Origin of the sequence: Paracoccus sp. SY, from assembly GCF_002901215.1 — a bacterium.
GTDB lineage: Bacteria > Pseudomonadota > Alphaproteobacteria > Rhodobacterales > Rhodobacteraceae > Paracoccus > Paracoccus acridae.
Window position 1 is genome coordinate 71,699 of the sequence record NZ_NWMQ01000007.1, and the last position, 15,770, is coordinate 87,468.

A 15,770-nucleotide genomic window follows, 5' to 3' on the forward strand; every position below is an offset into this window, starting at 1 on the left:
CTAAACCGTGGCGTTCAGCGCGCCGCCGTCCAGAAGGATGTTCTGGCCCACGATGAAGCGCGCCTGCTGGCTGCACAGGAAGGCGCAGGTCGCCCCGAAATCGCCCGCATCGCCATAGGTGCCGGTGGGAATCCCCGCCTGCCGCTGGCGCCGCGCATCCTCGATGCTGATGCCCTGCTTGTCCGCCACGCCCTTGTCCAGGCTGACGGCGCGGTCGGTCGCATGGATGCCGGGCAGGATGTTGTTGACGCAGACCCCATGCCCCGCCACCTGCCGCGACATGCCCGCCACGAACCCGGTCAGCCCGGTCCGCGCCGTGTTCGACAGACCCAGCACCGACACGGGCGAGCGGACCGAGGCCGAGGTGATGTTGACCACCCGGCCCCAGCCACGGTCCATCATGCCCGGCACAAGCGCCTGCATCAGCGCAATGGCCGACAGCATGTTGGCGTCGATGGCGCGGATGAAGTCGTCGCGGCTCCAGTCGCGCCAGTCGCCCGGCGGCGGGCCGCCCGCGTTCGTCACCAGGATATCGGCCTGGCCCACCGCCGCCAGCACCTTGGCGCGACCTTCGTCGGTGGTGATGTCGGCGGCAATCGGGGTAACGCTCACGCCGTATTTTGCCGCGATCTCATCGGCAGTCCGGGTGATCTCGGATTCGGTCCGGCTGTTGATGACCAGATCCACGCCCGCCTCGGCCAGGGCTTCGGCGCAGCCGCGCCCCAAGCCTTTCGATGCCGCGCAGACCAGCCCGCGTTTTCCCCTGATACCCAGATCCATTGTCCCGTCCCTTCTGTATGCGTTGGCGCAGGGAAGCGCGGGACAGGCGGATTGTCAAACCGCTTGGGCCAGCCCCCTCGCCGCATCGCGGATCGTGCGGATGTTGTTGCCATAGACCTGCGGCTGGCCGACGGATCCGCCCTTGAACACGGCCGATCCCGCAACCAGCACATCGGCCCCGGCTTTCGCCACGATGGGCGCGGTCTTGGGATCCACGCCGCCGTCCACCTGGATGTGGATGGGCCGGTCGCCGATCATGCCGCGCAGCCGGGCGATCTTGTCCACCTGGGAATGGATGAACTTCTGCCCGCCGAAGCCGGGGTTCACGGTCATTACTAGCACCATGTCGGCCAGATCCAGCAGGTATTCGACCGCCTCGACCGGGGTGCCGGGGTTCAGCGCGATGCCGGCCTTTTTCCCCGTGGCGCGGATCGCCTGCAGGGTGCGGTGGGGATGCGGCCCGGCTTCGACATGGGCGGTGATCATGTCGGCGCCGGCCTCGGCATAGGCCTCGATATAGGGGTCCACGGGTGCGATCATCAGGTGGACGTCCATGAAGGTCTTCACATGCGGGCGGAAGGCCTTCACGGCGGGGGGGCCGAAGGTCAGGTTCGGCACGAAATGCCCGTCCATCACATCGACATGGACCCAGTCTGCGCCCTGATCCTCGATGGCGCGGATCTCTCGGCCGAAATCGGCGAAGTCGGCGGACAGGATGGACGGCGCGATCTTGATGCTGCGGTCGAAGGTCATAAACGGATTTCCCTATTCGGCGGCCTGGTGGATGGCCTGCCCGGTCCGGCGGCCCCCGTCAAGCCTGTCGACCGCAAGCCCGCCCCCGAAGACGCGGCTGGCGCGCAGGTCGGGTTCGGTGATGGTGGACAGGGTATCGGCGTCCAGCGGGCCTTTCGCCTGGTTGAACAGGCGGTTCGCCTGGCGCAGGCGGGCACGGTCCAGCGCGTTCCTGACCGAACGGGCATTGGCGAAATGCGGCTGGCGCCTGCGCGCGGCGATGTATTCGGCCATGGCCCCGCGCGCATCATCGTCGAGGCGATAGTTCTGCGCGGCCAGCATCTGTTCCGCGATATGCAGCAGTTCGGGGTCGCTGTAATCCGGGAATTCGATGTGATGGGCAATCCGCGACCGGAAACCGGGGTTCGAGGCGAAGAAGCGGTCCATCCGGTCGGCATAGCCCGCCAAGATCACGACCAGGTCGTCGCGGTTGTTTTCCATGACCTGCAACAGGATCTCGATGGCTTCCTGGCCATAGTCGCGTTCGTTTTCGGGGCGATACAGGTAATAGGCCTCGTCGATGAACAGCACGCCGCCCATGGCCTTCTTCAGGACCTCCTTGGTCTTGGGGGCGGTGTGGCCGATATACTGGCCGACCAGGTCGTCGCGCGTGACCGTCACCAGGTGCCCCTTGCGGACATAGCCCAGGCGGTGCAGCAGGTCGGCCATCTTCAGCGCCACGGTGGTCTTGCCGGTGCCGGGATTGCCGGTGAAGGACATGTGCAGCGTCGGCGTCTCGGTCGCTAGGCCCATCCGGCGGCGGGCCTTGTCCACCAGAAGCAGGGCGGCGGTCTCGCGGATGCGGGACTTGACGGGTTCCAGTCCGACCAGGCTGTCGTCCAGTTCGCGCAGCACGTCCTTGACGCCGCTTTCCTCGAAGGACTGGGCCAGATCGACATGGGTGGGGCGGGCGGCGGTGTCGGTGTCTTCGGTCATGATCGCGCCTTTCCAGCAGGTGGCATGAAAAGACCGGGCAGCGGGAGGGCACCGCCCGGCCGGGGCCGTCAGGCGTAGCGGAGGCCTTCGGGTTCGCGGGTGGCATAGCTTTCGATCGTATAGCGGACCACGCGGCCCTCGGCTTCCTGCCGGACAAGGCGGAAGCCGGGTTCGGTGGCGGGACGGTTCACGATGAAGCTCATGCGGATGGATTCCCATCCGGGGGACGCGTCAAAGGCGATGACGCGGATGTATTTGCCGCCATGTTCCTTGCGGCATTCGTTGACCTCGAAGACGACGGCGGCTGCATCCGGGTTGTCGAACATCGGATGTCCCCACATTTCCCAATAGGTGTTTCGGGGATGCGGGTCGTCGGAATATTCCACGGATACCGCCCAGCCATTGTCGATGGCGTATTGGGCCTGCACGCGAATGTCGTCATCCGAAAGATCGGGAAGAAAGCTGAACTGTCCTTGGCGCAGTTTCATGGAAATCTCCTGTAAGGGGGGCGGTGCGTGCAAGCACGCACCCTACGGGTCTGGTCGGCGGTCGTGGGCTGCGTATTCACACGCATCCTGGCGGTCACATCGACACTTCGGAGGTGGGCGCGAAATCGGGCGCGTCGGTCGAGGCATAGTTGAAGGAGACATCCTTCCAGGTATCCAGTGCCTGCTGCAGCGGCGTGCAGGTCTTGGCCGCGTCGCGCAGGATATCCTCGCCCTCGTTCCAGATGTCGCGGCCGGCGTTGCGGGCGAAGACCATCGCCTCCAGCGCCACGCGGTTGGCGGTCGCGCCCGCCTGGATGCCATGCGGGTGGCCGATGGTGCCGCCGCCGAATTGCAGGACCACATCCTCGCCCAGATAGGTCAGAAGCTGGTGCATCTGGCCCGCATGGATCCCGCCCGAGGCGACAGGCATCATCTTGTTCAAGGACGCCCAGTCCTGGTCGAAGAAGATGCCGTTTTCCAGGGCCATCGGATTTCGCTCCTCGCGGAAGATGTCGTAATAGCCCTTGGTGGTGGCGGGATCGCCTTCCAGCTTGCCCACCACGGTGCCCGCGTGAAGATGATCGACGCCTGCAAGCCGCATCCATTTGGCGATTACGCGGAAGCTGACGCCGTGGCTGCGCTGGCGGGTATAGGTGCTGTGCCCTGCGCGATGCAGGTGCAGGATCATGTCGTTGTCCCGTGCCCATTTCGCCATCGACTGGATCGCGGTGTAACCGATCACCAGGTCGATCATCACGATCACGCTGCCCAGGTCCTTGGCGAAATTTGCGCGTTCGTACATCTGCTCCATCGTGCCGGCGGTGACGTTCAGATAGGTGCCCTTCACCTCTCCGGTCGCCGCCGAGGCGCGGTTCACGGCTTCCATGCAATACAGGAACCGGTCCCGCCAATGCATGAAGGGCTGGCTGTTGATGTTCTCGTCGTCCTTAGTGAAATCGAGGCCGCCCTTCAGCGCCTCATAGACCACGCGGCCATAGTTGCGTCCCGACAGGCCCAGCTTGGGCTTCACCGTCGCGCCCAGCAACGGGCGGCCATAGACGTTCAGCCGTTCGCGTTCGACGACGATGCCGGTGGCCGGGCCCTGGAAGGTCTTCACATAGGCCACGGGCAGGCGCATGTCCTCCAGCCGCAGGGCCTTCAGGGGCTTGAAGCCGAAGACGTTGCCGATGATCGATGCGGTCAGGTTGGCGATGGAGCCCGGCTCGAACAGGTCCAGGTCATAGGCGATATAGGCGAAGTATTCGCCCGAGGCGTTCGGGACCGGATCCACGCGGTAAGCCTTGGCGCGGTACTTGTCGCAGGCGGTCAAGCGGTCGGTCCAGACCACCGTCCAGGTCGCGGTCGAGCTTTCGCCCGCGACCGCCGCCGCGGCTTCGATGGCGTCCACCCCGTCCTGCGGCGTGATGCGGAACAGCGCGATCACGTCGGTGTCCTTGGGGGTATAGTCGGGTTCCCAATATCCCATCTGCGCGTATTTCAGCACGCCTGCGGAATAGCGCTTCTTGGCATCCATCTTGGGGTTCGACATCTCGTTCATGGTCTTTCCTCCTCTCAGGCGGCGCGCGCGCCGGTAATGGCCGGGTCAAGCGCCCCCGACGCATAGCGTTCGGCCATCCCGTCCATCGCGATGACCTTGATCTTGTGGGCCTGCCCCGCCGTCCCGAAGCGTTCGAACCGGTCGCGGCACAATGCGGTCAGTTCGGCCATGGCGGGGATCATGAACTTGCGGGGATCGAATTCGTCGGGGCGGTCGCGGGCGACCTTGCGGAAATGCCCGGTCATGGCCATGCGGCAGTCGGTGTCGATGTTGACCTTGCGCACGCCCATGCGGATGCCGCGCTCGATCTCCTCGACGGGGACGCCGTAGGTTTGCGGCATCTCTCCGCCGGATTCGTTGATGAGGTCCTGCAGGTGCTGGGGCACGCTGGACGATCCGTGCATCACCAGATGCGTGCCGGGCAGGCGGTCGTGGATCGCCTGGATGACATGCATCGCCAGGATCTCGCCATCGGGCTTGCGGGTGAACTTGTAGGCGCCGTGGCTGGTCCCGCAGGCAATCGCCAGCGCATCGCAGCGGGTGCGCAGCACGAAATCGACGGCCTGGTCCGGGTCGGTCAGAAGCTGCGAATGATCCAGCTTGCCTTCGGCGCCCGATCCATCCTCGGCGGCGGCCTCTCCGGTTTCCAGGCTGCCGAGGACGCCCAGTTCCCCCTCGACACTGGCGCCGACCGCGTGCGCCGCCTCGGCCACCTTGGCCGTCACCGCGACGTTGTATGCATAGTCGGCGGGGGTCTTCATGTCCTCGTGCAGCGAGCCGTCCATCATCACGGAGGTAAAACCGTGGCGGATCGCGGACATGCAGGTCGCCAGGTTGTTGCCGTGGTCCTGGTGCAGGCAGATCGGGACGCCCGGATTCATCTCGGCCAGGGCCTCGACCATGCGGCGCAGCATGATGTCGCCGGCATAGGACCGCGCACCCCGGCTGGCCTGCAGGATCACCGGGGCATCGACCGCAACCGCCGCCTTCAGGATCGCCAGACCCTGTTCCATGTTGTTGATGTTGAAGGCGGGCACGCCGTAGCCGTTCTCGGCAGCGTGGTCCAGAAGCTGTCGCAGCGTGATCAGCGCCATCAGTCCTCTCCCTTGATGAGTTTCCGGGCCAGGTCTGCCGTGGCCTCGGGCGTGATGCCGAAATGGCGGAAGAGCGCGGGGGCAGGGGCAGATGCGCCAAAGCCCGTCATGCCGACGAAGCCGTCTTCGGGGCGCAGGAACAGATCCCATCCTTGCCGGATCGCGGCCTCGATCCCGATGCGGGGGGCGTCGCACAAGACGCCCTGCCGATAGGCGCGGTCCTGCCGGGCAAACAGCTCGAAGCAGGGGGCCGAGACGACGGCGGCGTTGATGCGGTCGGCCTTGAGCAATTCGGCAGCGGCCAGGGCGATTTCCACCTCGGACCCCGTGGCGATCAGCGTCACGTCGCGCGGCGTCGGCGTGGCGCGCAGCACATAGGCGCCCCGGCGCGAGCGGTTGGTGTCCTCGTCCTCGATCCGCACGGTGGGCAGGTTTTGGCGCGACAGGGCGAGGACCGAGGGCGTGCCCTCGCTGGTCAGCGCGATCTCCCAGGCCTCGGCGGTTTCCACCGCATCGGCGGGGCGGAAGACCTGCAGGTTCGGGATGGCGCGCAGGGACGCCAGATGCTCGACCGGCTGGTGGGTCGGGCCATCCTCGCCCAAGCCGATGCTGTCATGGGTCATCACATGGACGACCGGCACCCCCATCAGCGCGCCCAGCCGGATCGCGGGCCGCGAATAGTCGGCAAAGGCCAGGAAGGTTCCGCCATAGGGGATGAAGCCGCCATGCAGCGCGATGCCGTTCATCACGGCGGCCATCGCATGTTCGCGGATGCCATAATGGACATAGCGGCCGGCATAGTCGCCGGGGCGGATGGACCCCATCCCCGTGCTGCGGGTCAGGTTCGATCCGGTCAGNCGCCCAAGCCGATGCTGTCATGGGTCATCACATGGACGACCGGCACCCCCATCAGCGCGCCCAGCCGGATCGCGGGCCGCGAATAGTCGGCAAAGGCCAGGAAGGTTCCGCCATAGGGGATGAAGCCGCCATGCAGCGCGATGCCGTTCATCACGGCGGCCATCGCATGTTCGCGGATGCCATAATGGACATAGCGGCCGGCATAGTCGCCGGGGCGGATGGACCCCATCCCCGTGCTGCGGGTCAGGTTCGATCCGGTCAGATCCGCGCTTCCGCCGATGGTCTGAGGCAGGGTCGCGTTGATCACCTCCAAGGCCATCTCGCTGGCCTTGCGGGTCGCGACCTTTGGACGATCCTGGACAAGCCTTTGGCAGTGTTCGGCAATCGCCTTGCGCAGCGCGGGCGCATCGGTTGCGTCCTGGGCGGCAAGAAAGGCGGCACGGTCGGAGGAGGCGTCCAGCCGCGCCGCCCAGTCGGCCCGAGCCTGCGCGCCGCGCGCGGCAATCGCGGCCCAGGCGGCGATCACATCCTCGGGCAGGGTAAAGGGGTCGTGTGGCCAGTCCAGCATCTTGCGCGCGGCGGCGATCTCATCCGCGCCCAAGGGTGCGCCATGGACATCGTGCCCGCCCTGCTTGTTCGGCGCACCGAAGCCGATGATGGTCCGGCAGGCGATCATGGACGGACGGCCATCGGCCCGCGCGGCCTCGATGGCGGCGGCTACCGCCTCGCGATCATGCCCGTCCACGGCCTGCACATGCCATCCGGCGGCGGCAAAGCGCGCCTTCTGGTCGGTGCTGGTGGACAGATCCGTGCCGCCGTCGATGGTGATGCCGTTGTCGTCCCACAGCACGATCAGCCGGCCAAGCCGCAGATGTCCTGCAAGGTCGATGGCCTCGTGGCTGATCCCCTCCATCAGGCAGCCATCGCCCGCGATCACATAGGTCCAGTGATCCGCCAGATCCGGCCAGCGGGCATGGGCCATGCGTTCGGCAAGCGCCATGCCGACGGCACTGGTGATGCCCTGGCCCAGGGGGCCGGTCGTCACCTCGATCCCCTTGGCGTGGCCGTATTCGGGATGGCCCGCCGTGCGCGACCCCATCTGCCGGAAGGCGCGGATCTGGTCGGTGCCCATGTCGTCATAGCCCAGCAGGTGATGGATGGCATAGACCAGCATCGACCCATGCCCGGCCGACATCACGAAGCGGTCGCGGTCGGGCCAGCGGGGGTCCGCCGGATCCACCCGCATGAAGCGGTGAAACAGCACGGTCGCCACATCCGCCATGCCCATGGGCGCACCGGGATGGCCGGATTTCGCGGCCTCGACCGCGTCCATGGCCAAGGCGCGGATGGCATTGGCCATCTTCGTTTCAAGCGCAGGGTCGATGCGGGTCATCTGGTTCATGGTGTGTCCCCTCAGGCGCGTTTCGCGTCGTCGATCAGGCGCAGGATCATCGGCGTCAGGATCAGCTGCATGGCGAGGTCGGTCTTGGGACCGGGAATGACGATGGAATTGGCCCGCGTCATCCAGGACCCGTCGATCATCTGGGTCAGGTAGGAAAAGTCGATGCCGCGCGGGTTGCGAAAGCGGATCACCACCAGGCTTTCGTCGGCCGTGGGGATCCAGCGCGCGATGAAGGGGTTCGAGGTATCGACCACCGGCACCCGCTGGAAGTTGATGTCGGTCTGGGTGAACTGCGGGCAGATGCAATGCACATAGGCGTGCATCCGGCGCAGGATCGTGTCGGTCACGGCTTCCGTCGAATAGCCCCGGCTGGCCTTGTCGCGGTGGATCTTCTGGATCCATTCCAGGTTGATGACCGGCACCACGCCGATCTTCAGGTCGGCCAGACCCGCCAGGTTGACGCTGTCATTGACAACCGCGCCGTGCAGCCCTTCGTAGAACAGCAGGTCCGAGCCTTCCTCGAAAGGCGCCCAGTCGGTGAAGGTCCCGGGCGGCGTGCCCCAGCGTTCAGCCTCTCGGTCGTCATGGACGTAATGGCGCGTCTCGCCCCGGCCGGTTTCGCCATAGATGCGAAAGATCTCCTCCAGCTTTTCCAGTTCGTTGGCGTCGAAGCTGAAATGGCTGAAGGTCTGGTCGCCCTCGGCCAGCCGCCGGGCCAGTTCGTCCTTCATGGCCTGGCGGTCGAAGCGGTGGAAGGCGTCGCCCTCGATGCTGACGGCGCGGATCCCTTCGCGGCGGAAGATCTGGTCGAAGGTGGTCTTGACGGTGGTCGTGCCAGCGCCGGAACTGCCGGTAACGGAAATGATGGGGTGCTTCTTGCTCATGATATCCTCAGGCCCGGAACAGGCCGCGATGGCCGAACAGGGCGGACACCTCGGCATCGGGCAGGTCGTGATAGGCGGCGACGCGGTCGACCTTTTCGGCCGATCCGAAAACCATGGGCGTGCGCCCGTGGAGGTCGGTGATAAGGGCGTCCAGGATCGGCAGCGCGCCGTCGGTCGCCCTGCCGCCCGCCTGTTCGATGACAAAGGCGATCGGCGCGCATTCGTACAGCATCCGCAGCCGGCCCTTTTCATAGCCTTTGCGGGCATCGGCCGGATACAGGAAGATCCCGCCCCGCATCAGGATCCGATGCGCCTCGGCCACCAGCGACGCGATCCAGCGCATGTTGAAGTTGCGCGCGCGTGGGCCGTCGATCCCCGACAGGCAGTCGTCGATATAGGCGCGGATCGGGCGCGGCCAGTGGCGATAGTTGGACGCGTTGATGGCGAATTCGAAGAAGCAGTCCGGCAGGGTGGCGCGGGGATCGGTCAGGTCGAAGCAGTCGGTGTCCGGGTTCAGCGTATAGATCTGCGTGCCGTCGCCAAAGCTGACCACCAGGCAGCAGCGCGGGCCATAGATGATGTATCCCCCGGCGATCAGGTCGCGGGCCGGGCGCAGGAAGCTGGCATCGGCCTGATCCGTGGCCGGATAGACCGCGAAGATCGTACCGACCGAGACATTGGTGTCGATGTTGGACGATCCGTCCAGCGGGTCGATGGCAAGGGCGAAGGCGCCGTCCGGCTGCATCGCGATGGGGGCGTCCTGTTCCTCGCTGGCATACCAGCGCAGCCCCGCATCGCGCAGGACGTCGCGGAACAGCGCATCGGCTTGCACATCAAGCCGCTTCTGCCCGTCGCCGTCGCTGTTGGTCCCGACCTCGGCCGACAGGCTGCCGTCGCCGCGCCGGATAACGCCCGCCAGGGTCGCGCCACCACGGGCCAAGGCCAGCATCAGCGGCCGGAACTGCAGCGGTATATGCGTGGTGTCGATGCTGGGCGTCGTCATCAGCCCCTCCCTTGGCGTCTGGCAGGAGGAAGATTGACAGGCGGAAGTTTTCGAGGAAATTTAATAATCTGAAAGACAGATTAGATTTCATCGAACATGAAGCTTGACGGGATCAGCCTGCGCCAGTTGCGCTGCCTGCGCGCGGTGACCGACAGCGGCAGCCTGACGGGTGCTGCCGGCCTGCTGGGCCTGACCACGCCCGCGATCCACAGCCAGTTGCGGGGGCTGGAGGATCTGGCGGGCTGTCCGCTGGTCCAAAGGGCCGAACACGGCGCCTTTCGCCCGACGCCCGCGGGCATGGCGCTGTTGCTGGCCGAATCGCAGGTCGCCACCGCCCTGGCCCGTGCGGGACGCGAAATCGGCGCCTTGCAGCAAGGCTATGTGGGAAGCGTGGTTCTGGGCGTGGTGTCCACCGGCAAGTATTTCGCCCCCGGCCTCGTCGCCCGCCTTCTGCGACTTTTGCCCCAGATCGAGGTGACGCTGCGCATCGGCAATCGCGATGCGATCCTGGCCTCGTTGGCCGGGGACGACCTGGATCTGGTCATCATGGGGCGGCCGCCGCGCGAACCGGCGGTCATCGCCGACCCCATCGGCCCCCATCCGCATATCATCATCGCCGCCCCCGATCACCCGCTGGCCGATGCCGATCCGGTGATGCCAGGGGACCTGCTGGCCCAGACCTTCCTGTCGCGCGAGGAAGGGTCGGGCACCCGCATCCTGATGACCCGCTTCCTGGACCGCATCGGCGAGGGCGCGACCTGGCGCGCGGTGGAAATGGGCACGAACGAGACGATCAAACAGGCGGTGATCGCGGGCTTGGGGGTGGCGCTGATTTCCCAGCACACCGTGACCGAGGAATTGCGGTCTGGCCGCCTGATCGCCCTTCGCGGCATCGGATTGCCCATTCAGCGAAGCTGGTATCTGCTGCGCCGCGCCGATCGAGAGATGAGCGCGGCGACCGCCCGGATCCGCGACGAAACCCTGGCGATGCGCGGCAGCTTCCTGCCGCAGCTTTAATCCGCGCCGCGCAGCGCCTCGATGTCGCTGGCAAGCGCCGATCCGCCGCCCTCGAAGATCAGCTCGATGCCACGGTTGCCCAGCTCGGCTTCGGCCACGCGGACATAGGCGCCAACCGCGTCCTCCGAGATCACCTCGCCCGCGCGGCTGCTTTCGATCACGAAGGAATAGCGCCCGTCGGCCAGCTTTTCGCCCCCATCGTCGCGGCCGAACCAGTCGATCTGCCCTTCGCCCGGGCCGATTTCCTCGCGCGAAACCTCGGTTCCCGCTTCGTTCAGCACCACAAGCGTCACGCTGTCGGCCCGGCTGTCTGGCGCGATGTCCAGCGTCAGCGCCTTGTCCCCGAACCAGACGGGTTCGGTGGTGCGCACCTCCTTCCCGATCCAATCCGCCAGTTGTCCCAGGCTGCCGCCCGACTGCATCAGCATCATCTGCAGAAGCTTGTTGGTCTGCGCCTGCTGCTCGACACCCGAGAATGTCGCGAGCTGGACCGCGAAGTCGCTGCCCTCCATCGGGTTCAGCGGATCCTGGTTCTTCAACTGCGTTGTCAGCATTCTCAGGAAAGTGTCGAAATTCGTCGATCCGGCTGCTGTCGTGCCTGCCGTCATGGGCGCGGCGCCCCCGGACGAGGGGATCGTGCTGGCGGTGATTGCGGAAACCAAGCGATTCTCCTTTCAGATGCGAATGTCCAGACGGGCCGGAACCACCAAAGGCGCCCAGGCCAGCGGGACCGAAATCGATTCGGCCATGTCGAACCCCTGCTGGATACCGTCGGGCAGGGATTGCCTGCTCCCCGATCCATCCGAACCGTCGCCCTGGAATTCGAAGGACGCACCGGCCATGCCCGCATCGCCGAAGCACTCCTGCAGGAACGAGGCATTGCGGCGCAGCTGATCCAGCACTTCGGGTCGTTCGGCCCAGATCAGCACATGCGGATTGTGTTCGGGCCCGGACATGACCATGCGGATCCTGCCCAGTTCCTCGGGCGCCAGGACCACCTCGATCCGATCCTCGCGCGCGGTCACCACGGCTTCGGCAATCTGCTGCGAGATCGCGGCCACAGGGATTTTCGGCGATGAAGGATGCAAGGGGACGGGCGCGATTTCTTTCCCTCTGACCGTGGCAGGCAGCGGCGAATCGGCCAGAAGGGCATCGACGACAGGGACATCAACCGGAAAGGCCTCGATGGGACCGGCCCCGGCATCGGGCTGCACGACCCCTTCGGCGGCCGAGAAGAAATCCGGGGACATGCCGGCAAGGATTCGCACATCCCCTCCGGGCGTGTCAGGCGCCTTCCGGGCCTGAGCAGTCGGCTCGGCTTCTGCCGGTGGCGATTCGCGCAGGGTGCTCGTGACTCCCGACAGGTCCTCGATCAGCATCTGCAACCGGTCCTGCGGCGGCATGTCGGTCGGCTGTGCATCCGGGGCAACCGGATCGGCGGCAAGCTCCTCGGACGGGGCTTCATCGACCGTGAAGGCGATGTCTGACGCGGGCTCCCCCTCGATCCCCGTTTCGATGGGTGTGGCAGATGCCGCAGGCACGGCGATCGGAAGAACCGCAGCAACGGGTAAAATGGAACACTCGGACATGGGTTGATCCCTGGACTGACCAGCCCAGAGATAAGGCCGAGTCCTTACGATTTATTTACTGCGAGAAGCTAGTCCTGAAAAATATCCGCAAATCAGGAAACTTCCCATGCAGGTAAACCAGGCTTCAACTTTCCCGGTCCCCGTGCCGACACAACGCCCGCCATCGGAACAGCTGGAACAGGCTTTTCTGGAAGAAATGCTGAAATACTGCGGCCCGAAATCCAATACCGGCGCCTTTGGCGGCGGGATCGGAGAGGATCAGTTTTCCAGTTTCCTGATCCAGGAACAGGCGGCCGTTCTGGCAAGGCAGCTTGATTTCGGCTTCGCAAAGGAGTTGGCGCAATGAAACCCAAGCATCGCCAGCTTCTGGACGGCGTGGAGCAGGCCATTATCCAGGGCAACGGGGCCCTGGCGCTTGACCGGATCGAAGCACTTGCCCGGCAAATGGAACGCGACGGCCTGGACGACGCATCCAAGGCGAAGATGGAGAAAACCTTGCAGCACCTGCTGCGCCTGGCCGAGGATTCGGCGCGCGGCACGCAGCGGGCGATCGACCAGATCCGGGATATCGTGAAAAACGCCCGCAGCCTGCAAACCTATGACCAGGCGGGCCAGCGCCATAATACGCCGACCCAAGCCATCCTGGCGCAAAGGTTTTAAGTAAAATGCGCCGCTTTCAACCTTTGAGTGAGTGGAACAAATTCACTATCCATCAATCACCGGCTGCTAGCACTGCGGTCATGCCCAAAGCGGCACAGGGATAAACGCCCAGGGTCAGAAGGCCAGTCGTCACAATCACGGATGCAAAGCATCCATTATATCCGAGGATAAGATGTCCAGTATTCTGACCAACAACGGCGCCATCGTTGCCCTGCAGACCCTGAAGAACGTGAATTCCAACCTGAACAAGGCGCAGACGGAAATCGCGACCGGCAAGACGGTCAACACCGCCAAGGACAACGCGGCAGTCTGGGCCATTTCCAAGGTCATGGAAACCGACCAGTCGGCCTTCAAGGCCATCCAATCGAACCTGAACGTAGCCGGCGCTGTCGTCGGAACCGCTCGTGAAGGGGCTGAACAGATCGCCACCCTCTTGCAGGAAATGAAGAACCTGGCCATCGGCGCATCGAACGACTCGGCTGACTTCGGCAAGATCCAGACCGACATCGACTTCAAGATGGAACAGATCACCTCAATCATCGGCGCATCGCAGCTCAACGGTATCAACCTGCTGGCGACCGATGTGAACGGCGCCGGTGGTACAGCATTCACCGCCCTTGGATCGCTTGATCGCGTGAACGGCACGGTTGCCACGACCGCCGGCGACATCGAAGTGGCGGGCGTCGATTTTGAAGCCGACATCGAAGGCGCGACCATCACGTCCATCACCGACCGCGCCTCGGCCCTGACCGCCATTGGCGAGATCGAAGAGCTGATCGATATTGCCGTTCAAGGGGCTGCCGACCTCGGCTCCGCAGGCAAGCGGATCTCGGACCAGTCCGAATTCGTGGGCAAGCTGGCCGATTCGCTGAAAGTCGGCATTGGCTCGCTGGTGGATGCCGACATGGAGGAGGCGTCGGCACGCCTGCAAGCCTTGCAGACCCAACAGCAGTTGGGCATCCAGGCACTGTCGATTGCGAACCAGGCACCTTCTGCGGTCCTATCGCTGTTCCGCTGATCCAGGATATTCGTTGGGGCGCCTTGTGGCGCCCCGTTATCGCTGACCCTTCTGATCAGGATGATCAACCTTGAACGCGGTCTCGTCTTTTTCCAGCACTGGCTATGGCAACAGCGTCGTTCGCACCGCGCGCGATGCCGAATACGATATCTTCTCTCGCGTGACGCGGATGTTGCGTCAAGCGACCGAGCGTGGACACGGTCCAGACATGATCGCGGCCGTGGACAAGAACAATCAACTCTGGACCATATTGGCAAGCGACTTGGCCGATCCCGGCAATGCCCTTCCGGACGAGGTGCGGGCAGGACTGCTGTCGCTGGCCGGATTTTCATTGCGCCACGGTCACCAAGCCTTGGCCGGAAAAGTCAGCCTTGCCCCGCTGATCGACATCAACATGGCCATGATGCGCGGCCTGCGCCAGGAGGCCGTGGCATGAGCGGCCTTGTCCTGAAACTGGCCCCCAACGAACGGGTGCTGATCAACGGCGCCGTCATCGAGAACGGTGACCGCAGGTCCAAGATCGCGATCCGCACGCCGAATGCGCATGTCCTGCGGCTGAAGGACGCCATTCATCCTGACCGCGCCAACACCCCTGTCGGCCGGGCATGCTACATTGCCCAACTGATCCTGTCAGGCGATGCCGAACTTGCCGAAGGCAAGCGCCAACTGCTTCTGGCAGTTACGCAGCTTGCCGTGGTTTTCGAAGATGCCAGCAGCCAGACCATCCTTCACGAGGCGCGGGCCAATATCGAAGCCGGCGCCATCTATCCAGCCTTGCGCCGGTTGCGCGATCTGTTGCCCGAGGAAGACCGCCTTATCCAGCTTCGCCGTCAGTGAGGGCGCCATGACTGCAATCACCGTGGGATTGGGCGGCCTGGCAGGGTGGCGGGTCTTGCAAAGGATGGAAGCCCGACAGGTCGAGGCAACGGCCAAGGATCCCGTGGTCCAGCGCGCGGCGGCCTATTTCAGGGACAATCTGTCCACCAAGACGACGACAGATGCCCTGGTGGGCGATTACAAGATGTTGCAGGTGGCGCTTGGCGCCTTCGGCCTGGACACGGACATTGCCAACAAGGCCTTCATCCGCAAGGTTCTGGATTCGGATCTGGGTGACCGCGCCTCTCTGGCAAACAGGCTGGGCGACAAGCGTTACCTGAAATTTGCCGAGGCATTCAAGAATATCGGCAACGCAGCCTCGACCGGCCAGGCGATCACGGATGCCTATGTCCAACGGCAATTCGAAAAGCGTGTGGGCGAAGGAAACGAAAGCTATCGGCTGGCCCTGAATGCGCGCAATGAAATGAAGGCATTTGCGACCCGCACCTCCAGCGACAAGACGATGTGGTACGAGGTCTTGGGCAACAAGGCGCTTCGAACGGTTTTCGAGGGCGCCTTGGGGATGAACAATTCAATCGCCAACCTGCCGATCGACCGGCAACTGGAAATGTTCGTCTCCGCGTCGGAACGTGTGCTTGGCAGCAGCAGCTTTTCCGAAATCGGCACAAGCGAAAAGATCGACAAGCTGGTTACACGCTATCTTGCCTTGTCACAGATTCAGACCAACACGACCAGCACCCGTTACAGCGCCGCCCTCAGCCTGTTGTCGCAGCGATGATCGTCTGAAGGTTAAGGGAGAGGCAAGCGAGGATGCGCAGCCGGGATGCCTTACCTGCGCCTCCAAGATTGCTTCT

Annotated in this window: 17 protein-coding genes and 2 pseudogenes; 7 read left to right on the plus strand and 12 right to left on the minus strand. The window is 64.5% G+C overall.

Translation table 11 applies throughout. The features are described from left to right. From CK944_RS08155 to CK944_RS08200, 10 genes and pseudogenes are all read right to left on the minus strand, one after another. A complete protein-coding gene (locus CK944_RS08155; protein WP_103172566.1) occupies positions 1 to 780 on the minus strand; it encodes an SDR family oxidoreductase in 780 nt (259 codons plus the stop codon). A gap of 54 nt (positions 781 to 834) precedes the next feature. Then, entirely contained in the window at positions 835 to 1,533 is a 699-nt protein-coding gene (gene rpe, locus CK944_RS08160) for a ribulose-phosphate 3-epimerase (RefSeq protein WP_103172567.1), read from the minus strand. Between the two features lie 12 nt (positions 1,534 to 1,545). Further along, positions 1,546 to 2,508, minus strand: coding sequence for a CbbX protein (cbbX, locus tag CK944_RS08165; protein WP_103172568.1), 963 nt, complete (start codon positions 2,506 to 2,508; stop codon positions 1,546 to 1,548). A gap of 68 nt (positions 2,509 to 2,576) precedes the next feature. Beyond that, positions 2,577 to 2,996, minus strand: a complete 420-nt coding sequence (locus CK944_RS08170; RefSeq protein WP_103172569.1) for a ribulose bisphosphate carboxylase small subunit — start codon at positions 2,994 to 2,996, stop codon at positions 2,577 to 2,579. A 94-nt stretch (positions 2,997 to 3,090) separates the two neighbouring features. Beyond that, a complete protein-coding gene (locus CK944_RS08175; RefSeq protein WP_192877741.1) occupies positions 3,091 to 4,554 on the minus strand; it encodes a form I ribulose bisphosphate carboxylase large subunit in 1,464 nt (487 codons plus the stop codon). A 14-nt stretch (positions 4,555 to 4,568) separates the two neighbouring features. Further along, the gene (fba, locus tag CK944_RS08180) at positions 4,569 to 5,648 is read right to left on the minus strand and encodes a class II fructose-bisphosphate aldolase (RefSeq protein WP_103172570.1); all 1,080 of its coding nucleotides are present in this window, start codon (positions 5,646 to 5,648) and stop codon (positions 4,569 to 4,571) included. Next, positions 5,648 to 6,505 (minus strand): annotated as a pseudogene (locus CK944_RS08185) (transketolase C-terminal domain-containing protein); the annotation flags it as partial. The gene fba and the pseudogene CK944_RS08185, both read right to left, overlap by 1 nt. Before the next feature lie 14 nt (positions 6,506 to 6,519). Then, positions 6,520 to 7,899: pseudogene (locus tag CK944_RS08190) on the minus strand (1-deoxy-D-xylulose-5-phosphate synthase N-terminal domain-containing protein); the annotation flags it as partial. Positions 7,900 to 7,919: 20 nt separating this feature from the next. Beyond that, entirely contained in the window at positions 7,920 to 8,792 is an 873-nt protein-coding gene (locus CK944_RS08195) for a phosphoribulokinase (protein WP_103172572.1), read from the minus strand. A 7-nt stretch (positions 8,793 to 8,799) separates the two neighbouring features. Continuing rightward, complete coding sequence (locus CK944_RS08200) at positions 8,800 to 9,795, minus strand: class 1 fructose-bisphosphatase (protein ID WP_103172573.1); 996 nt, start codon at positions 9,793 to 9,795, stop codon at positions 8,800 to 8,802. A 96-nt stretch (positions 9,796 to 9,891) separates the two neighbouring features. On the opposite strand from CK944_RS08200, the gene cbbR reads away from it, so the two are divergent. After that, positions 9,892 to 10,812 (plus strand): LysR family regulator CbbR, encoded by a 921-nt coding sequence (gene cbbR, locus CK944_RS08205; RefSeq protein ID WP_103172574.1) that lies wholly within the window; start codon positions 9,892 to 9,894, stop codon positions 10,810 to 10,812. Here the strand turns inward: cbbR and CK944_RS08210 are convergent. Continuing rightward, on the minus strand, positions 10,809 to 11,474 hold the full coding sequence (locus CK944_RS08210; RefSeq protein ID WP_239986006.1) for a flagellar hook capping FlgD N-terminal domain-containing protein: 666 nt from the start codon (positions 11,472 to 11,474) through the stop codon (positions 10,809 to 10,811). The genes cbbR and CK944_RS08210 overlap by 4 nt on opposite strands. A gap of 12 nt (positions 11,475 to 11,486) precedes the next feature. After that, positions 11,487 to 12,401 (minus strand): flagellar hook-length control protein FliK, encoded by a 915-nt coding sequence (locus CK944_RS08215; protein ID WP_103172575.1) that lies wholly within the window; start codon positions 12,399 to 12,401, stop codon positions 11,487 to 11,489. 142 nt (positions 12,402 to 12,543) lie between these two features. On the opposite strand from CK944_RS08215, the gene CK944_RS08220 reads away from it, so the two are divergent. The 6 genes from CK944_RS08220 (at position 12,544) to CK944_RS08245 (ending at position 15,694) form a co-directional block, all read left to right on the plus strand. Next, on the plus strand, positions 12,544 to 12,747 hold the full coding sequence (locus CK944_RS08220) for a rod-binding protein (RefSeq protein ID WP_229665068.1): 204 nt from the start codon (positions 12,544 to 12,546) through the stop codon (positions 12,745 to 12,747). Beyond that, positions 12,744 to 13,061, plus strand: coding sequence for a hypothetical protein (locus CK944_RS08225; RefSeq protein WP_103172577.1), 318 nt, complete (start codon positions 12,744 to 12,746; stop codon positions 13,059 to 13,061). Before CK944_RS08220 ends, CK944_RS08225 begins: the two co-directional genes overlap by 4 nt. A gap of 172 nt (positions 13,062 to 13,233) precedes the next feature. Then, positions 13,234 to 14,079: a flagellin gene (locus CK944_RS08230; protein WP_103172578.1), complete on the plus strand. Its 846-nt coding sequence runs from the start codon at positions 13,234 to 13,236 to the stop codon at positions 14,077 to 14,079. Positions 14,080 to 14,149: 70 nt separating this feature from the next. Further along, positions 14,150 to 14,515, plus strand: a complete 366-nt coding sequence (gene flaF, locus CK944_RS08235) for a flagellar biosynthesis regulator FlaF (protein ID WP_103172579.1) — start codon at positions 14,150 to 14,152, stop codon at positions 14,513 to 14,515. Further along, positions 14,512 to 14,916, plus strand: a complete 405-nt coding sequence (gene flbT / locus CK944_RS08240) for a flagellar biosynthesis repressor FlbT (RefSeq protein WP_103172580.1) — start codon at positions 14,512 to 14,514, stop codon at positions 14,914 to 14,916. Before flaF ends, flbT begins: the two co-directional genes overlap by 4 nt. A gap of 7 nt (positions 14,917 to 14,923) precedes the next feature. Beyond that, the gene (locus CK944_RS08245) at positions 14,924 to 15,694 is read left to right on the plus strand and encodes a DUF1217 domain-containing protein (RefSeq protein ID WP_103172581.1); all 771 of its coding nucleotides are present in this window, start codon (positions 14,924 to 14,926) and stop codon (positions 15,692 to 15,694) included. Positions 15,695 to 15,770: the final 76 nt, after the last annotated feature.